Genomic DNA, 16,822 nt, shown 5'->3' on the forward strand with positions numbered 1-16,822 from the left:
GGAAACCGATTCCGATTGGCAATCTTATGCGCTAGGAAAGCACCAGAGTTGTCTGTCGGCCATCCCGGCGCCCTGAGGCTGCATTGGCATGGCGAGAATGAATGGCAGTGGATATGGACGATTTTTGGGTCTTTGGCTACGGTTCCCTGATGTGGAACCCCGGCTTTGCGTTCGAGCACAAGATGACGGCGCGGGCTTTCGGCTACCGGCGCGCGCTTTGCGTGCGCTCCTGGGTGCACCGCGGCACGCAGGAGCGCCCCGGCCTGGTGCTTGGCCTCGACCATGGCGGCTCCTGCCACGGCATGGCCTTCAAGGTGGCCCAGAAGGACAGGACGGACGTCATCGACTATCTGCGCGAGCGCGAGCTGGTCACCCATGTCTACAAGGAACGCACGATGCCGGTTAAGCTTGCCGACGGGCGGCGCGTACCGGCGCTCACCTATGTCATCGACCGCAACCATGTACAATATGCCGGCACGCTGAGCGCCGAGGAGGCGGCTGCGACCGTTGCCGTGTCGCATGGCAAATCAGGCGCCAACACGGAGTATTTGATGAACACGCTTGCCCATCTGCAGGAGATGGGCATTCGCGATCACTGGCTCGAAGAAGTGGCAGCCAGCGTCAAACGGATGCAGGATCAGCCCTGAGCCTGCAATTCCTTCAGCCGCTGGGCTGCCGTTGGCGGCAGCGGCAGATGCGGATTGTCCTTCGCCGTTTCCACCAGCAGCTCGTCGCTGGCCTTTTCCATCACATCGACCAGTGTCTGCAGGAAGACATCGGGATCGAGACCGGCTTCGATCGGCGGCAGGATGCGCACCTTGAAATGGCCGGGGAAGCGCAGGAACTTGCGGCGCGGCCAGAAGAGGCCGGGATGCATGACGACCGGCACCACCGGCACGGCGAGATCGCGGTAGAGCCGGGCGATGCCGTACTTGTAGTGCGGCGGCGCCCCGGGCGGGCGGCGCGTGCCTTCCGGGTAGATGATCAACTGGCGGCCGGTCGCCATTTCGTCCTTGGCGCGCTGCATCACCGCCGCCATCACCCTGCCGCGAGCGCCCCGATCAACCGGCACCATGCGCTGCTTCATGACGTACCAGCCGAACAGCGGGATCCACATGAGTTCGCGCTTCAGGATGAAGAAGGGATCGGACAGCCAGGGCAGCAGCGCGTAGACGTCCCAGAAGGACTGGTGCTTTGGGGCAAAGATATAGCCCCCCTTCGGGATATTTTCGAGCCCCTCGATCTCGAATGTCGTGCCAACGATCGTCTTGAACAGCCAGTGATTGCTGCGCGCCCAGTTCTTCGGAACGAACCATGCCGTCTTGCGGGGCACGAGGAAATAGATCGGCGTCATCACGATCATCTGGACAATCAGATTGACATAGAACGCGATGTTGAACAGGACCGAACGCAGGATGATCATCAGGCAGGCTTTCGCAGCAAAGGACTGATCGCTGCCTACACGAATATTCGGGGAAGGAAAACCGCTTCCCTTGCGAGTTTCCAGCCTTGCCGCTCAGTTTCCGGATGCGGTGGCGTCCTTGCCTTCGGTGCGAAGGCCGCTTGCCGGATGGGCGCCCAGCGTATCGCGCACCGATGCGATGGTCAGTTTAACGTACTCGGAAAGGATCGTCTTCAGCACCATCGGATTGTGCAGCCAATTGGTGCTCTTCAGGTCGGAATTGACGACCGGATAGGCGATGAACGTAATGCCAGGATTGGCGCGACGCAGCTCGAGCAGGCTGCGCGGCATGTGGTAGTTGTTGGTGACGACGAGAATGCTCCGGTAGCCGTTGCCGCGGATCCAGTTGGCGGTTTCATTGGCATTGCCGATAGTGTCGATCGCGTCATGGCCGATATCGACGCAGCATTTGAAGAGGTCGGCGGAACTTTGCGTGTTGCGCCGGATCTGGCCGCCCGTCGTCGACGGGTGGACGCCGGAGATGAGCAGCCGCTTGCCCGCTCCACTTTTCAGAAGTTCGACCGCCTGGTCGATCCGCTGGAAGCCTCCCGTCAGGACGACGATGGCATCGGCCTTCGGCTCGGCCGGCGGCTGCAGGGAGGCGACGGAATCGGCGAAATAGAGGAAACCCGCGGTGGCGCAACCGGCGACGAGCAGCAGGACATAGAAGGTCAACCGTACCAGCCGCCGGCGAAGGCTCACATGCCTGCGCACCCGCGCGCCTTTCCGCCGCAATCCGCCGCTCTCGCTCATTCCTGTCCCGGGCGCTTCGCCAGCCATGGTGATTCTCTCATACAGGCAGATTGCGGCAAGGAATGGATGCGTGGCAATGCCATCATGTCCGTCAGTTCTGATGGGTATCGATACGCGCCGGATCGGAGCGGATCTGGTCGATCTCGTAGATCGTCCGCATGACGGTGAACCGCGCCGTCAGCGTGGTCAAAAGCGCAATGACGATCATGATGGCCGCGATGCCGAGATAGCCGGTATAGCCGATCGTGAAGCTGCCGAAGAGGGCGGTCGCCTGGTCGCTTTGCGGCGTCGCGATCGATCGCGATTGCCAGAAACCGGCGATCGCGAAACAGGTCGCGGCCAGCAGGCCGCCGGCGCCGGCGCCCTTGAGGCTGATCTTCAGGAAATGTTTCTGGAACTCGGAGGCGACGAAACCGGCTTCGGCGCCGACGAAATGCAGGACCTCGACGATGTGGCGATTGCCCGACAGGGTCCCGCGCGTGGCGAAGATGACGGTCAGCACCATCGCGGAAAACACCAGCATCAGCACACCGGTGCCGATCAGCGCCGTCGTATGGGCCATCGCCACCAGCCGATCGACCCAGGTGCGGTGATCGTCGAGGTAGGCCTGCGGGATGGTTTCCGTCAGCATCTTGCGCATCGCCGCAAAATCGGGCGGATTGTTCTCGTCGATGGTGATGATCACCAGACGCGGCACGGGAAGGTCGTCGAGATTGAGACCTTCGCCAAGCCAGGGTTCGAGCAACCGGGCCGTCGCCGCCTTGTCGACGATGTTGCCGTCGGTCGTGCCATCGAAGGTCATCGCCAGATCGCGGGCATCGGCGAGCGCCTTTTCCATGTCCAGCTTTTCATCCGGCTTGATCTGGATGGTGATCTCGCGGGAAATCTGGCTCTGCCAGCTCTGCGCCGTTGCGCGCACCATGCTGACGGCGCCGAGCGTCAGGCAGGCGAGGAACGCCATGATGGCGATCACCAGCATCAAGGCATTGCCCGACACGTTGCCGGGCGGCACGATCGGTGCGGTCGGGCGCACCCGCAGCGCTGCCTTGCGCTCCTGCGGTGCGGCCGGCTGCGGGCGATCGGTGGCGCGCACGTCACTCATAGATGTCGAGCCGTCCCTGCGAGAGGATCATGCGCCGTGCCTCGACCTGGTCCATCAGCGACAGATCGTGGGTGGCGATGACGACGGCGGTGCCGAGCCGGTTGAGTTCGAGAAACAGGTTCAATAGCCGCCGCGCCATCGGCGGGTCGACGTTGCCCGTGGGCTCGTCGGCGAGCAGGATTTCCGGCCGGTCGATCAGCGCGCGGGCGATCGCCGCGCGCTGCTTCTCGCCGCCCGAGAGCACCGGCGGCAGCACGTTGATGCGCTCGCCCAGCCCGACCCAGCCGAGAAGTTCGAGAACGTCGGCGCGGTAGGACGATTCGTCCTTGCCCCGCACGCGCAGGGGCAGCGCGACATTCTCGTAGGTGGTCAGGTGATCCAGCAGGCGGAAGTCCTGGAAGACGATGCCGACGCGGCGGCGCAGCATCGGGAACTCCTCGCGCGGAATCGTCGAGATGTTGCGGTCGAACATGCGGATCAGCCCGCGCGTCGGCTTCAACGAGAGGAACAGCAATCTGAGCAGCGTCGTCTTGCCCGCTCCCGACGGGCCGGTCAGGAACTGGAAGGACTTTTTGGGAATGTCGAAGGTCAGGTCGCGGAGGATTTCCGGACCCATTCCATAGCGCAATCCGACATTTTCAAAGTGAATCAACGGGTCAGTCCAGCTTCTCGTCAGGCTTCTTGCCACGCATTTCCGGCGGGTTGATGGCCTCCGCCACAGGAAACCGCGTCGCGCTCACTGCTAAGCTCCCAACATGGTTAAACAATGGTTAATTTTCGGTGAAAGCGGCTGGTTCCAGGGCGTCATTTTCGAAGCATTAACCATTTAGGTTTACGTCTCGGGAAGGTTTGTTTCAATGCCCGATTCCGGCCAGCGCCGCCCCGGCGTTCTGGCGTTGCCGGGATGGCGGCGAGAGGAGAGACCATGAACGCCTTTCGTTCCAACAGGGGTCATAGCGCCCGGATGGACTTTCTGCCTCCCGATCGTCCTCAGCGTTCCGCCCCGACCATGAGGGCTCCCCGCGCGACCGATATCATCGACGCGGATTTCGAAACCGTCGCCGCGAACAGCCGCCGCACTGTCTACCCGGTCTTCAACGACAATCAGCGCCGCGCTGCACCTCGGCAACAAGCGCACGCAATCGCCGAATCGCGCGTCGCGTCGGCTCTCCTCTGGGCAGTGAACCATCTCGAGCGCCTTCTCCAGGCCGCGTCGCCCAAGGCGTTTGCGGTGCTTGTGACCTGCCTGTGCGCCCCCGTCTTTCTGCTTTTTGCCGGTCTTTCCCCCGATCAGCCGGCCGTCGCTTCATTGCCCGCCCTGGCTATCAGCGGCGTCACCACGGCGCTCAGCGACGCCAACGGCATGAAGGTTGTTTCGGTCTACGGCGCCGTCGAAAATCAATCCGATGCGCCGAAGGCGGTGCCGATGATCCAGGTTGATGTCATCGCTGGGGGACAGAAACGCACGGCCAGCCGGATATTCCCGGGCGAGGCGGTGCTGGCTCCTGGCGAAAGCCGGCCCTTTTCGGCGCGCCTCCCACACGCAGGTGGAAAACTGCCGGACGTGACGGTTTCCTTTGGCGAAAAGGGTGATTCGGTCCCGTGATTGTGCTAAGCGGCTAACTTCCGGAGGCCTAGCACGCAGTCTCCATGACCTTTTCTGGAGACTTCCATATGCCCGTCGTCCGTGGGAAAAACATCGAACCGCTCTACTCCGCCGAGACCATCGCGGCGCGAAATATCGAACTCGCCAGGCAGATCGGCGAAGGCCCGACAAACGATCTTCTCGTGATCGCGGTGCTGAAGGGGTCCTTCATTTTTGCCGCCGACCTGATCCGCGCAATGCACGCGGTCGGTCTTGCGCCGGAGGTCGAGTTCATCACCTTGTCGAGCTATGGCACCGGAACGGTGTCGCAGGGCGTCAGGATCATCAAGGACATCGACAGCGACGTACATGGCCGTGACGTGCTTCTGATCGACGACATTCTCGAATCTGGCCGCACCCTGCTTTTCGCCAAGGAACTGATGTACGAGCGAGGCGCAAAGTCGGTTTCGATCGCCGTTCTCCTCGACAAGACGGTGAAGCGTCAGACCGACCTCCATGCAGATTATGTCGGTTTCGAATGCCCGGACTATTTCGTCGTTGGTTACGGCATGGATGTCGCCTACGCGTTCCGCGAACTGCCTTTCGTCGGCATCGTCACCGGCGACGCGGAGTAATCGCTGGCTGTGGGCGGCCGCTGATCCGTCATCCGCGTTTACGGAAAACAAAGAAAACTCTGGTGGTGTGAGCTCGCAGCGATGTGCTGCGGATGAGGGACGCGCGCCTCTACGGGCCCGGTCCCAGCGGAGTTATTGCCGGAACGGAGGCCATGATGGCGAAAATCCTGATTACCGAAGATGAGGACGGCCTGCGGCGTTTCGTTGCCCGGGCGTTGCAACTGGATGGTCATGAGACGGTCGAGGCGGCCGATGGCGCCGAGGGGCTGGCCTGCCTGCGTGGCGAAGACTTCGATCTGCTCTTGTCCGACATCCGCATGCCCGTCATGGACGGTATCGAGCTTGCCCATCAGGCATCGGCGGCCTTTCCGAGCCTGAAGATCCTCCTGATGACCGGTTACGCCGAACAGCGCGAAAGGGCCGATAATCTGACCGGCAAGGTCATGGATGTCGTCTCCAAGCCCTTCACTTTGCCGGATATCCGCAAGGCCGTGGCCGTCGCTCTTGCGGCATAAGCCTGCTCTTCATGCGCGCGACTGCCATGGCCCATCGTTCCCCCGCCTCCGATGCCCGGCCGCCGACGCGCGTCGCTGCCATCCGCGGACTTGGGGATCAGTTCACGCCTGACCCGGTCGTCACGCGCCAGTTCGGCCGGCCGAGCCCGAAGGGCCATGCAATAACGTCGCGGTCGTTGAAATAGATCACTTCCTTCAGATCCGGAAACTGGTCATTCCTGGCGGTCGCCGTTTGGATCCACGGTTGCATGTAGTGGGCGTCCCCCTCATATCCCAGCTCTGCAACCCAGATCGGCTTCCTGAGCGGCGCCACCCGTTCATAGCCCGGCTTCAGGGCCTCCGTGAAGGTTTTTGGCGCACCGTAGGCACGCATATCGTATTGCTGCAGGCCAAAGACCGAGAGGCCGATGAGGTCGACATAGTCATCGCCGGGATAGTATTTCTCCAGGCCCTCCAGGCCTTTCGGTGACCACATGATCCGCACCGTTGGCGTGTCTTTGCGGAACTGGTCGGCGACTTTCCTGAAGGCCGTGATATAGTCCTGCGGCGGCCAGTCCGCCCACGAGAAGCGTCCGGATTTGTCCTCCATTTCCTGAGCCCAGCGGATGATCACGGGGCTTTTCAAGGTCTTCACCACGGCAGAAATCGCCTTGATGTTCGCGTCATAGACTCCAGCCAGCACCTTGTGGCGCAGGTCATCGGCACCAGGCCGCCGGTCTTCGTTCCAGGACCACGGTTCGATGGTGATCAGGAGCTTGCGTTTGCGCTGCAGAGCGTATTCGTCGGCGACACTGAGCGTTGCAAGATCGACGTCTTCCCACGGCAAAAACAGGGCTTCGGTTTCGAGACCGCTCTGCGTGCTGAAATCGCCATAGGGGTCGTAGGCGCCGAATTTCGTGGCGTTTGGGTGCAGGATCGGCCGCTTGTCGACGACGACCGCTTCGACACCCGCGTCCTCTGCATAGGCCGGCCACGGGGCCGCGCCGGTGGTGATGAGCGTGACGGGCATCAGCAAAAGCGCACCGCCCGCCAGGGTCCTTACAAGTCTGTGTGGCATGTCAGCCTCCCTGGCTGGACGAGACGCCGGCCCTGAGCCTGCTCGTCTTCTGCAAGACGGCATCTCCCTTTGCGCTCGGTGTGTTTATTCTCAGCAGCATATTTGTCGTGTCGGCATGGGCGGCCAGCAAAAGCGTTCCGATTAGCATTCCGCCCGCGGAAAGGGCGGAAACGGCTACTTTGGTGACTTTGATCATGGTCAGGCTCCCTGTTGTTGTTGTTGTTACGAAATTCCTGTTGAAAAAATTACCGATCCCGAACCTCGATGCCGCACGGGATGTTCATGAAATGCCATGCCATTTGATCTTGAAACGCGTAATCTTGCCCCCCCCTTGGCCGGCCCCTGCGACCGCAAAGTGGGTTTCAGTAAAAGTGATGATGTTCTGCCCGTATGCGACGGCTTCGAGGCCGGGCACACCGCGCGCATAGACCGCGTTGCCGGTGACGACGAGACACGTCGCCAGCGTTGCGACCGTGGCCAGGCCTCTCGTTGATGTCGAGAACAGCGGAAGGCCGTTTTCCTGCGCGTGGCCGACGATGATGATGGCGAGAACTGCGGCATAGACGATCGAGTTCACGATCGCGAAGAGATAGTAGCCTTGGGCGGACCCCGGATCGGACACAAGCAGCGCGGTTGCCGCGGAGGAAAGCGACATCGCGATATAAGGTGCGAGCACCCGCAATGGCGGGAAGGTGGCAGTCTTGCCATCCTTGGGCGTGATCCGGAAATCGACGAAGGACCCCCTGATCTGGTCACACACGGCAAGGAGAGAGCCGGCCAGTGACCATGGCCAGCGCGCAAGCAGAAACACTGCCGATTCCCAACCGAAGATCCTGGCGTCGTAGGGCCTGAATGTTCCGGTGGAGCGCCAATAGAAAGCCAGCCCGGTCAGCACCAACGACAAGGGCAGGATATGCGCCAGGAAATCCGGATAGGCGACATTGACGAGGTTGCGGCCCGTCGCAAGCGCCAGGACCGGCAACAGGAACATGGCCGCCATGAAGAGTGAAAACAGCGGATACCACAGCTGCGAGAACAGGAACTGGAATTGCAGCTTGCCCGAGAGGCTCGGTATATAGTCCCTGGAATAGCGAAGCAGGATCGTGACAAGGCTGCGTGACCACTGGAACTCCTGGACGGCGAGATCGGCAAAGGTGCGGGGACCCTTGCCATGGGCGATCGCGTCGATGGCGTGAACGCCCTTCCATCGGCCTGCGTTCATCAGAAGGGTGGTCGAATGATCCTCAGCCAGTTCGGGACCGAGACCTCCGATCTGTCTGAGTGCATCGGTTCGCACCGCGTAGTGCGAACCGATGCAAAGCGGTGCCCAGCCGTTGTTGTAGCCTATCTGCAGGCAGCCGTGCATGCTGGCTTCCGCCTGAAGCCGGCCGCGTGCGGCCCAGCTTTCCGCGGCATTGGAATCGCAGATGCTTGGAGCCGAGACGTAGCCCACGCCCGGGTCGGCGAACGGCCGCATGATCTCGCGCAGGTATGTGACGTCAGGCACGTGGTCCGCATCGAACTGGCAGACAAAATCGTACCGGTCATATCCGTAGTGATCGTAGAAATAGGCGAGGTTGCCTTCCTTGCAGCGCGTGCGGCGCGGCCAGGTCTTGCGGTGATAGGCCTCCACACCATGTCGGGTCGAGATGAAGATGCCGTGGCGCTCGCACCATGTGATCGTCTCGCGATCGGGCGCCTCGTCCGCCAGCCAGACGTCGTAATCATAGTCGGTCTGGTCAAGCATCGCATTGAGCGTCTTGCGGACGACTGCGAACGGCTCCGACGGCGCCTTGGTGACGACCATTGCGATACGCCCCGCGACGCATTGCCCGTCAACAGGCTGTGCCCGCCTGCTGCCGCCGAACAGATAGATGAAGTAGGCCGGTAGCAGAGTTATCCAGGCCATGATCAGCGTCAGCGCCAGAAAAGGCATCATGTCGATGACATGCTCAGGCCGGAACCACCATCGCCAGAACCAGGCGAGGGCTGCGAGCCAGGTCAGAACACCCGCGGCATATGCGATGCGCCGCTCTCTCGTAAAAACGGGGACCAGTCCCTCGCGCAGTCTGTGCTTCGCGGTGCGCCGTTGCGCACCTGCTGTCCTTACCTGCGCCCGGTCACGCGACAACATTATCTTTGATCTCCAGCCCGAAGGTCGGGGCGGCGGTGCGGATGATCGTTTCGATGTCCGAGAAGCGAGGGGTAAAGTTCAGCTCGGATGCCGCCACGCTGAGATCCGGGTAAAGCGCAGGCGGGTCGCCGCCCCGCCTTGCCTCGCTACGCACGGGTACGCGACGATGCGTCAGCCGTCCGATCGTATCGATGATCTGTTGCACGGACGTGCCGCGGCCGGAACCCAGGTTCACCATCATGTTCTTGCCGCCGGCCATCAGATGCCGGACTGCCGAAACATGCGCCTGGGCGAGATCCGTCACGTGGACATAGTCGCGAATGCACGTACCGTCGGGCGTATCATAGTCATTACCGAAGACGGTCAGTTCGGGGATTCGCCCTGCCGCCGCCATCAGGGCACGGGGGATGAGATGGGTTTCCGGATCGTGTCGCTCGCGAAGCTCGCCGTCAATATCGGCGCCGGCGGCATTGAAATAGCGTAGCGCGACGTAGTGGAGCTTATAGGCCGAAGCATAGTCCTTCAGCATCATTTCGCCGATCAGCTTGGTGCGGCCGTAAGGATTGATCGGGGCCTGCGGGCTACGCTCGGCAATCGGCAGTTTCGCCGGGATCCCATAGGTGGCACAACTGCTCGAAAAGACGATATTGCGCAGCTGGATGTCCACGCAGGTATCAAGCAGAGAGAGGAGGCCGGCGACATTGTTGCTGTAGTATTTGCGCGGATCGGTGATGGATTCGCCGACATAGGCGGATGCGGCGAAATGAATGATGCAGGCCGGCTGCCAGAGCCTTATCGCCTGTTTCAACCGGTCCGGGTCGCGCACGTCACCGCGGACCAGCGGCCCCCATTTTACGTTCTCCTTGGATCCCGTTGCGAGATTGTCATAGGTGACGGGGGTAAAGCCCGAATGATACAACAGTTTCGAAGTATGGCTGCCAATATATCCAGCGCCCCCGGTGACGAGAACAGTATTCACCTCGTCACCTCTCAGTTATTTGCGGCCGCATGCCGCAGAACCTGGTCGAAATGGTCGATCGTCGCGAGAAGACCATCGTCGATATCGATGTTCGGACGCCAGCCAAGTTGCCCGGCTGCACGGCTGATATCCGGGCGGCGTTGTTTGGGATCGTCAACGGCAGCAAGCATGTGGACGATCGGAGATTTCGAATTGGCGAGTCGGACGATGCGGTGGGCCAGGTCGATCACCGTCAACTCGGCAGGGTTGCCGAGATTGATGGGGCCGGTGATGTCGGGCGACGAGTGGAAGAGTTTCATGAACCCTCCGACCAGATCGTCGACATGGCAGAACGAACGGGTCTGCAACCCGGATCCGTAGATGGTTATGGGTGCATTGCGCAGCGCCTGGACGATGAAATTCGAAACGACACGCCCGTCATCGGGGCGCATGCGCGGTCCGTACGTATTGAAAATCCGTGCGACCTTGATCTTCAGGCCATAGAGGCGGTGAAAGTCGAAAAACTGGGTCTCGGCGCAGCGCTTTCCTTCGTCGTAGCAGGCGCGAGGCCCGGTCGTGTTGACATTGCCGAGATAGTCTTCGCGTTGTGGTGAAACCAACGGATCACCATACACCTCGGATGTCGATGCCTGGATAATGGTCGCATCGCGGCGACGGGCAAGCTCCAGCAGGTTTCGGGCACCGACAATATTGGTGAAGAGCGTACCGATAGGATCGGCCTGATAGGCGGGCGGCGATGCCGGGCTTGCAAAATTGAAGATGGCATCGACCTTGACGTTGAGCGGTGACCGGATGTCGTGCCGCCTGAACGTGAAGTGCGGCAGGTCGAGCAGGTGCTTGACGTTCTCGATGCGCCCCGTCGAGAGGTCGTCGGCGCAGATGACGTCATAGTCTGCCGCGAGCAGCGATTCACAGAGATGCGAGCCCAAAAAACCCGCGCCACCGGCCACAAGTACTTTCTTGAGTTTTTTACTCTTGTTACTAGGAAACTGGAGAATATTCTCAGTAATACCCGTTTTGGGCTTGTTCGTTCGCGCCATGACTCAGCTCCCGCCTGGACTACACAAAACTAGATGTCGTACGTAGATATCCCCCGAATTCTGTGGGCGGCTGGACACCGTTCCCCCAAAATTTGAGAGTGCAGAAACGCCGAATCACGGATAACTCGGGGGTGAGTACGAGATTTGGACAAGTTCTGCCGCTTATGCGGATGAAAAAGTCAGATCGAAGGGCGCGATCCGATGAAGTAAAAATTGGTTACCTATACATTAATTGGATTATGCACGCGATTTTGAAATAAGTCAAAGTCGAATCGGAATTTTCTTAAGGTTCGGAAAACGCAGGGGTTTTCGATGTGCTGACTGGTCAGAGAGGTTCAGTCCCGCTCTGAATCTGTACTTGTCTTTGCGTACTAATACTTATCATACAGTCCCGTCCGCCTTGCGCGCCCGGAAGTATTGGTGCGCCGGGAAGCGCAGTTGCGCTTCGAAATTGCAATGGAAGAAGTTGCGGCCAGAGGATTGTTCAGACTAAAAAAGTACGCGCTGCGCCAATTCTGTGCATACGACAGCTTTCGTACAGTGGCGGAATTTTTCTTCACTATGTGGTTCGGTCGTATATTTGAAGAAATGCTAATAAAGCTATTATTAAGGTTGTGATGACATACTGAGGACCGAAACCGGCGGCGACCAGTTGTGGGGCAAGGATGCATTCGAAAAAAGGTGAGGCAAACGGGGTAAGGGGACGGTTTCGCAGCATTTCATGCGTGATCGCAATCGGGTTCGTTTCCTTGCTCGCATCGTGTTCCGAGCGATCGCTCGAGGTGGCCTCTGCCGCTCCGTATCACGCTCCCAGGAAAGCATCGGCTCGCAGCGTCGCTACAGCGGAGGATCGTGTAAAGCGTGCCTCTTCCGCGAAAACCGTCAAATACGTTAGGGACTTGAAGCCGAACAGCCGTTTGATCGCCTATGGCGAGGGCCCGTACATCTGCTCACCGAGCGGTTTTGGCCGTACCTCCCGGTGCGTGCCTCGCTGGAGTTTCGACTGACTTGTCTGAGCCATCGGCCGACCTGGCCGCCAACGAGACAGCCATGGTCCCGATGCGGCTTTCCAGTTAATCCGCGGTTGGCGGCGCCAGCCGGTAAATCAGCATGGTGTCATTGTCGACGACGCGCTCGGCGGTCTTGTCGAGATGCGCAATCAGCCCCGTATTGTATTCGACGAGCTTTCGCCCCCTGGAGTCGCGCGCATTCTTTGTCACCCCGAACCACGCCGCATCTTTGGCACGCAGCGTCTCCAGCATGTCGATCGCCTCGCGGTCGTCGGGAAGCACCGACCAGTCGTTCATCCCGCCGCCCGGTGGGAAAACCCAGCCTCGGCGTCTGCTGTAATAGATTGCAATCGGATCACCGATCGTAGCCGAGGCCGCGATCACCAGATCTCCAGGCTTCGCGAGAGCGCTCAACCGCGAGCCAAGTTGGTGGCCGGATTGCGCGTAGGGGGTCTTCATGAGATGGAGCCCCGGAATGCTGCCGCCGACGATCGCGATAGCCGCAATAACGGCCGATCGCAGCAGGGTTGATGGCGCGCTCCACTGCAGGCTGCCGTCAATTCTGGCCAAAAGGATGAGCCCGCGGCCGGCAAGCGCGGCCACCGGCACGTTGAAGATATGGAAGTTCCACGGATTGGTCTTGATCTCGCGCGCGGCGAAAAAATAGACGATAAGGGCGCCGGCGAGCCATGCGTGGAAGAACCACTGGACTTTGCCGCGTGCCGGGCTGGTCGCCCCCGGCGGCCTGACCAGCATCGCTATGCCGGCGAGGACCACAACGGGCAGGGTAAAGAGCCAGTTGCTCGCGATCTTCCATGCGGCGGGAAGGTAAAAGGCCTGGCTGAAGAACTTGGAGAGCCCGTCGTCCCAGAGATAGCCGCTGCCGGCGACATGATAGGGCGGAAAATTCGTGCCGACATGGATCGCCCAGCGATAGTAGCCGAGGATCAGCGCGCCGGCCATCAGCGCGACCGGCGCGATCTGCAGGATGCGGCGCGGATTGAGCCTGCCTCTCACCTGGAGAATGGAAAAGGTCGCATAGGTCATCGGCACGACCACGGCGATGCCGGGCAGCTTGGCGAGCACCCCAAGGGTCGCGATCACACCGGCGAGCACCAGCAGACCAGGGCGGTCTTCCTGCAGATAGACGACGTAGAGCCACGCGCCGGTGGTGACCAGCGACAGCATCGCCGGGTCCGGAAGAAACGACCGGTCGATGAAAACCGCACCTGGCATGATTGCGAGCAGAAACGCACCGGCATGCGCGTGCGCCATGCCCCATACGCGATCAAGCAGCCGGTGCAGGGCAAAGACGCCCCACAGGCCAAAGGTGATGGCGACCATGCGCCCCAGCCAGTCATGCCAGCCGAACAGCGCGTAGAGCAGCGCAGTTATATAGGAGATGATCTGCAGTTCGCGCCCCTGATAGGCGGGGCCCGGACCGGTCCAGCTCACCTCCGGAAAGAAGATGTTCCAGCTGCGTGCCAGGAAATTGTCGGCCATCATCGCCGTACTGGCCTCACGCCAGCTAAACGCGTCGATCAAGGGCTGCTGGACATCGTGGAGGCGAAACAAGGCAGCAAGCACCAGTATGCCGGCCAGAACCGCGCAATTACGCTGCCCGATACCGGTTCCCGGCATGACGTCCTCCTTCACCGGCAAGTCACTGTGCGGACTATAATAGAAACGCGTAACGCTATAGTTACTCCACACAGAGAGCGTTTGTCTGCCTTCGCGAGGCACCTGCTGGTGGCATGGTCGATCACGCCTTGCCGCAACCAGTATCGCGGAGGCCGGTCCAAGCGCGGCGGACGGTGGCCATTGTCGACAGCCGGTGTTCGAAAACGGGTATAAGCAGCGGCTGCACCCGTTTCAGCCTTGGTCAGGAGAAGCGGGCCCGGGCATTCGGGCCAATCTTGAAACGTTCAGCGAATATCGAGCAGCCGTTCCAGATATTGCCGCTCGGCTTCCGGCGAGGCATTCGTGCCGAGACGACGGCGGATTTCCTCGAGAATTTCGCGCGCCCTCTGGGTGTCGATCTCGTCGGGCACCTTGACCTGGTCGCCGAAATCCGGTCCGGCATTCTGCTGGCGCCGGCCGAGCGGATCGCGGCCGTTCTGGCCATATTGCGGAATGCCCTGGCCCGGTCCGGAGCCCGGACCCTGGCTCTGCATCTGCTGCATCATGTCCTGGGCGCCATCGCGCAGCGCCTGCAGCGCGCGGCCCTGGCTGCCGACCGCCTGCTCGCCTTCGCCTCTGCCGAGCGCGCCTGCCGCCCCCTTCATCTCGCGGCCAGCCTCGCCGAAGCCCTTGCCGGGCTTGATACCCATGCCTTCGAGGCCCTTCTGCAGCTCGCCAAGCTGTTTGCCGAGCTGTTCCTGCTGCGCCTGCAGATTCTTCAGCGCCTGCTTCAGCTCCTCGGCCGTCATATTGTCGAGCGGCCCCGGCTGGGCCTTCTCGTCCGGTTGCTGGCCGGGCTCCTGCGGCATGTCCTGATTAAACAGCTCCTGATCCTCGCCGTCGAGCGGATCGCCGCGCTGCATGCGGTCACGCAGGGCCTGATCGAACTTGAAGGTCTCGTCCATCAGCTGCTGCTGCTGCTGCATCAGCTGGCCAAGCTTGTCCATCTGCTCGCGCATCTGGCTGTTGGCTTCGCCCTGCTGTTGCTGCATGCGGCCGGCCTGGAGGCTGTTCATCATGCGCTGCATTTCAGACAGCAGCTGGCGTGCCTGATCCTTGGCGCCGGATCTGGCGAGGTTCTCGATCTGGTTCATCATCTTTTCCAGATCCTGCTGGCGCAGCACGTTGTTCTGGTCCGGATTGGCGGCCATGCGCGGGTTCTTGGCGGCCTGTCTGGCGAGCGCCTCCATATACTCCTGCATCGCCTCGCGCAGTTCCTGCATCAGCTTGGCGATTTCCTCGTCGGATGCATTGCGCTCCAGGGCCTCGGACAGCTTTTGTTGCGCATCGCGCAGCCGCTTGTCGGCCAGCGCCAAGTCGCCATCCTCGATGCCGAGCGCGATTTCCCAGAGATGGCCCGCGGCGTCGCGCAGCATGTCGTCATTGCGGGCGAGCGCCATGCGGGTATGCGCCGATTGCAAGAGCAGGAAATGCGTGAGATTGGGGATCGTCTCGTCAGGCCTGATCATCAGCGCGTCATTGAGGTCGATCGCGTGCGGCAACTGGTTGGTATCGAGCGAGAACACCTGGCGCTGCTCGGCGACGGCACCGGCCAGCGGCTCGAAGAACTGGCGGGCAGGCAGGATCATCGCCTGCGGCACGCTGCGGCCTTCCTGTCCGGCGGCATCGCGGGCGACGAGCGTGACTGTGACGCGTTTTCCCGAAAGCGGATGTTCGCTAAGGTTGCGGCTGGTCAGCCCCTTGGCCTCGCGGGCATTGCGCTTGGGCAGGTCGAGACGATATTCCGGCAGCGGATAAAGTGGACGGGCGCCCGCCTCGGGCTTGTCGAGCGGCGTGATCTCGGCCCATGCATCCTGAATGCCGTAGTCATCCCTGGCCGCGAAGCCGATTTCGAGCGCCCCATTTCCCGTAGGGTGGGGAATGCCGTCGAATGCGATATCCGGCACGCTGTCGGGAATCACCGTGAAGGCCCATGTTTCGCCGCCGACGCCGAGCCTGCCGTCCCTGGTGATTTTCAGAACATGGGTTTCACTGCCGGGCTTGGCCGGATCGGCCGGAAGGGCTTGCGCCGCGGTTTTCTGCACTTCGGAGGGTTTCGGCTCCGCCGCAGGGATGACGAGCGGTTTGCTCGCACCATCCTCATGATAGGTAACCGCCGTGGCCTTGCCGCCGCTGGTGATGCGGACCGTCAATTCGCTGAATTGCGGGACGCTAAGCGGTTCGGAACTGTCTGATGCCTGCTCGCTTCCCTGGCGGCCGGTGAGGAAGACCGGGGCGCGGCCGGTATAGGCCGGTGGCGTGACCCAGGCGTCGATACGCACATCAGGCTTTGCCTCGACCTGTTGCGGCGGATGAAAGGCATCGGAAATCTGGCCGGCCCGGTTCGAATAGGAATAGGCGAAAGCGACACAGGCGATCAGCACAGGAAGCGCGCGCAGTCCGTAGCTATCGCTGCGGGCGATGTCGGGCCGCGGCAGGCCGGTCTCCAGCGTGTTGATCATCCGCGCCATGCGCACCTGGTGTTCCTGCCAAAGCGCATGGCCGAAAGCGCCGCTGGTCGCCGGCCGGTCGTCCTGCACGCGGATTGCCTGGTGGGCAAGGTTGTTGCGCTCCTCCAGCATCCGGTCCGCGTCGATATTGCCCGGAACGCGAAGGCGCAGCAGCGGAACGAGCAGAGCGACAAAGGCGGCTGCGAAGCCAATGAGGACGATCACGTGCATCCAGCCGGGCGCAACGCGGAAAAAGCCGAACCAGGCGGCGGAAAGGAAGAAAAGGACGGTCGCAGCCAGGGGTAGGGCGCGGGGCGCGGCCCGTTCGGCAAAGAGGATGACACGAGCAAGCGTCCGCTTGACCGCCAGGCTTCTCATCCAGCCCGTCCCCGTCGAGCTATCCCGGCGGATTTTCGTCAT

Annotated in this window: 14 protein-coding genes; 4 read left to right on the forward strand and 10 right to left on the reverse strand. The window is 61.4% G+C overall.

Features of this window, described 5'->3' with window-relative positions:
• Nucleotides 1-101 precede the first annotated feature (101 nt).
• Nucleotides 102-647 carry a gamma-glutamylcyclotransferase gene (locus JNB71_RS18715; RefSeq protein WP_220373297.1) on the forward strand — a complete coding sequence of 182 codons (546 nt, stop codon included), beginning with the start codon at nucleotides 102-104 and terminating at the stop codon, nucleotides 645-647.
• Here JNB71_RS18715 and JNB71_RS18720 read toward each other — a convergent pair.
• The 4 genes from JNB71_RS18720 to ftsE all read right to left on the reverse strand — a co-directional run bounded on the left by JNB71_RS18720 (nucleotide 638) and on the right by ftsE (nucleotide 3,969).
• Nucleotides 638-1,423 (reverse strand): lysophospholipid acyltransferase family protein, encoded by a 786-nt coding sequence (locus JNB71_RS18720; RefSeq protein WP_220373298.1) that lies wholly within the window; start codon nucleotides 1,421-1,423, stop codon nucleotides 638-640. The genes JNB71_RS18715 and JNB71_RS18720 overlap by 10 nt on opposite strands.
• Before the next feature lie 93 nt (nucleotides 1,424-1,516).
• Nucleotides 1,517-2,215 (reverse strand): YdcF family protein, encoded by a 699-nt coding sequence (locus tag JNB71_RS18725; RefSeq protein ID WP_220373384.1) that lies wholly within the window; start codon nucleotides 2,213-2,215, stop codon nucleotides 1,517-1,519.
• Nucleotides 2,216-2,306: 91 nt separating this feature from the next.
• The gene (locus tag JNB71_RS18730; protein WP_220373299.1) at nucleotides 2,307-3,317 is read right to left on the reverse strand and encodes a cell division protein FtsX; all 1,011 of its coding nucleotides are present in this window, start codon (nucleotides 3,315-3,317) and stop codon (nucleotides 2,307-2,309) included.
• Complete coding sequence (gene ftsE, locus JNB71_RS18735; RefSeq protein ID WP_081920897.1) at nucleotides 3,310-3,969, reverse strand: cell division ATP-binding protein FtsE; 660 nt, start codon at nucleotides 3,967-3,969, stop codon at nucleotides 3,310-3,312. The genes JNB71_RS18730 and ftsE overlap by 8 nt, the downstream gene beginning before the upstream one ends.
• A gap of 273 nt (nucleotides 3,970-4,242) precedes the next feature.
• On the opposite strand from ftsE, the gene JNB71_RS18740 reads away from it, so the two are divergent.
• From JNB71_RS18740 to JNB71_RS18750, 3 genes are all read left to right on the forward strand, one after another.
• Entirely contained in the window at nucleotides 4,243-4,923 is a 681-nt protein-coding gene (locus JNB71_RS18740) for a hypothetical protein (protein WP_220373300.1), read from the forward strand.
• Nucleotides 4,924-4,991: 68 nt separating this feature from the next.
• Nucleotides 4,992-5,537, forward strand: a complete 546-nt coding sequence (hpt, locus tag JNB71_RS18745) for a hypoxanthine phosphoribosyltransferase (RefSeq protein WP_220373301.1) — start codon at nucleotides 4,992-4,994, stop codon at nucleotides 5,535-5,537.
• A gap of 155 nt (nucleotides 5,538-5,692) precedes the next feature.
• A complete protein-coding gene (locus tag JNB71_RS18750) occupies nucleotides 5,693-6,052 on the forward strand; it encodes a response regulator (RefSeq protein WP_026203695.1) in 360 nt (119 codons plus the stop codon).
• A 97-nt stretch (nucleotides 6,053-6,149) separates the two neighbouring features.
• Here the strand turns inward: JNB71_RS18750 and JNB71_RS18755 are convergent, their stop codons facing one another.
• The 6 genes from JNB71_RS18755 to JNB71_RS18780 all read right to left on the reverse strand — a co-directional run bounded on the left by JNB71_RS18755 (nucleotide 6,150) and on the right by JNB71_RS18780 (nucleotide 16,822).
• Complete coding sequence (locus tag JNB71_RS18755) at nucleotides 6,150-7,061, reverse strand: glycoside hydrolase family 26 protein (protein ID WP_223215921.1); 912 nt, start codon at nucleotides 7,059-7,061, stop codon at nucleotides 6,150-6,152.
• A 328-nt stretch (nucleotides 7,062-7,389) separates the two neighbouring features.
• On the reverse strand, nucleotides 7,390-9,243 hold the full coding sequence (locus JNB71_RS18760) for a glycosyltransferase family 2 protein (RefSeq protein ID WP_220373302.1): 1,854 nt from the start codon (nucleotides 9,241-9,243) through the stop codon (nucleotides 7,390-7,392).
• Nucleotides 9,230-10,222, reverse strand: coding sequence for a UDP-glucose 4-epimerase GalE (galE, locus tag JNB71_RS18765; RefSeq protein ID WP_220373303.1), 993 nt, complete (start codon nucleotides 10,220-10,222; stop codon nucleotides 9,230-9,232). The genes JNB71_RS18760 and galE overlap by 14 nt, the downstream gene beginning before the upstream one ends.
• Nucleotides 10,223-10,233: 11 nt before the next feature.
• Nucleotides 10,234-11,262, reverse strand: a complete 1,029-nt coding sequence (locus tag JNB71_RS18770; protein ID WP_223215910.1) for a UDP-glucuronic acid decarboxylase family protein — start codon at nucleotides 11,260-11,262, stop codon at nucleotides 10,234-10,236.
• 1,073 nt (nucleotides 11,263-12,335) lie between these two features.
• Nucleotides 12,336-13,913: an ArnT family glycosyltransferase gene (locus tag JNB71_RS18775; protein ID WP_220373304.1), complete on the reverse strand. Its 1,578-nt coding sequence runs from the start codon at nucleotides 13,911-13,913 to the stop codon at nucleotides 12,336-12,338.
• Nucleotides 13,914-14,197: 284 nt separating this feature from the next.
• On the reverse strand, nucleotides 14,198-16,822 hold the full coding sequence (locus tag JNB71_RS18780; protein WP_220373305.1) for a TIGR02302 family protein: 2,625 nt from the start codon (nucleotides 16,820-16,822) through the stop codon (nucleotides 14,198-14,200).

The sequence above is a fragment of the Rhizobium herbae genome (genome assembly GCF_019511375.1).
GTDB classification, from domain to species: Bacteria; Pseudomonadota; Alphaproteobacteria; order Rhizobiales; family Rhizobiaceae; genus Pararhizobium; species Pararhizobium herbae_A.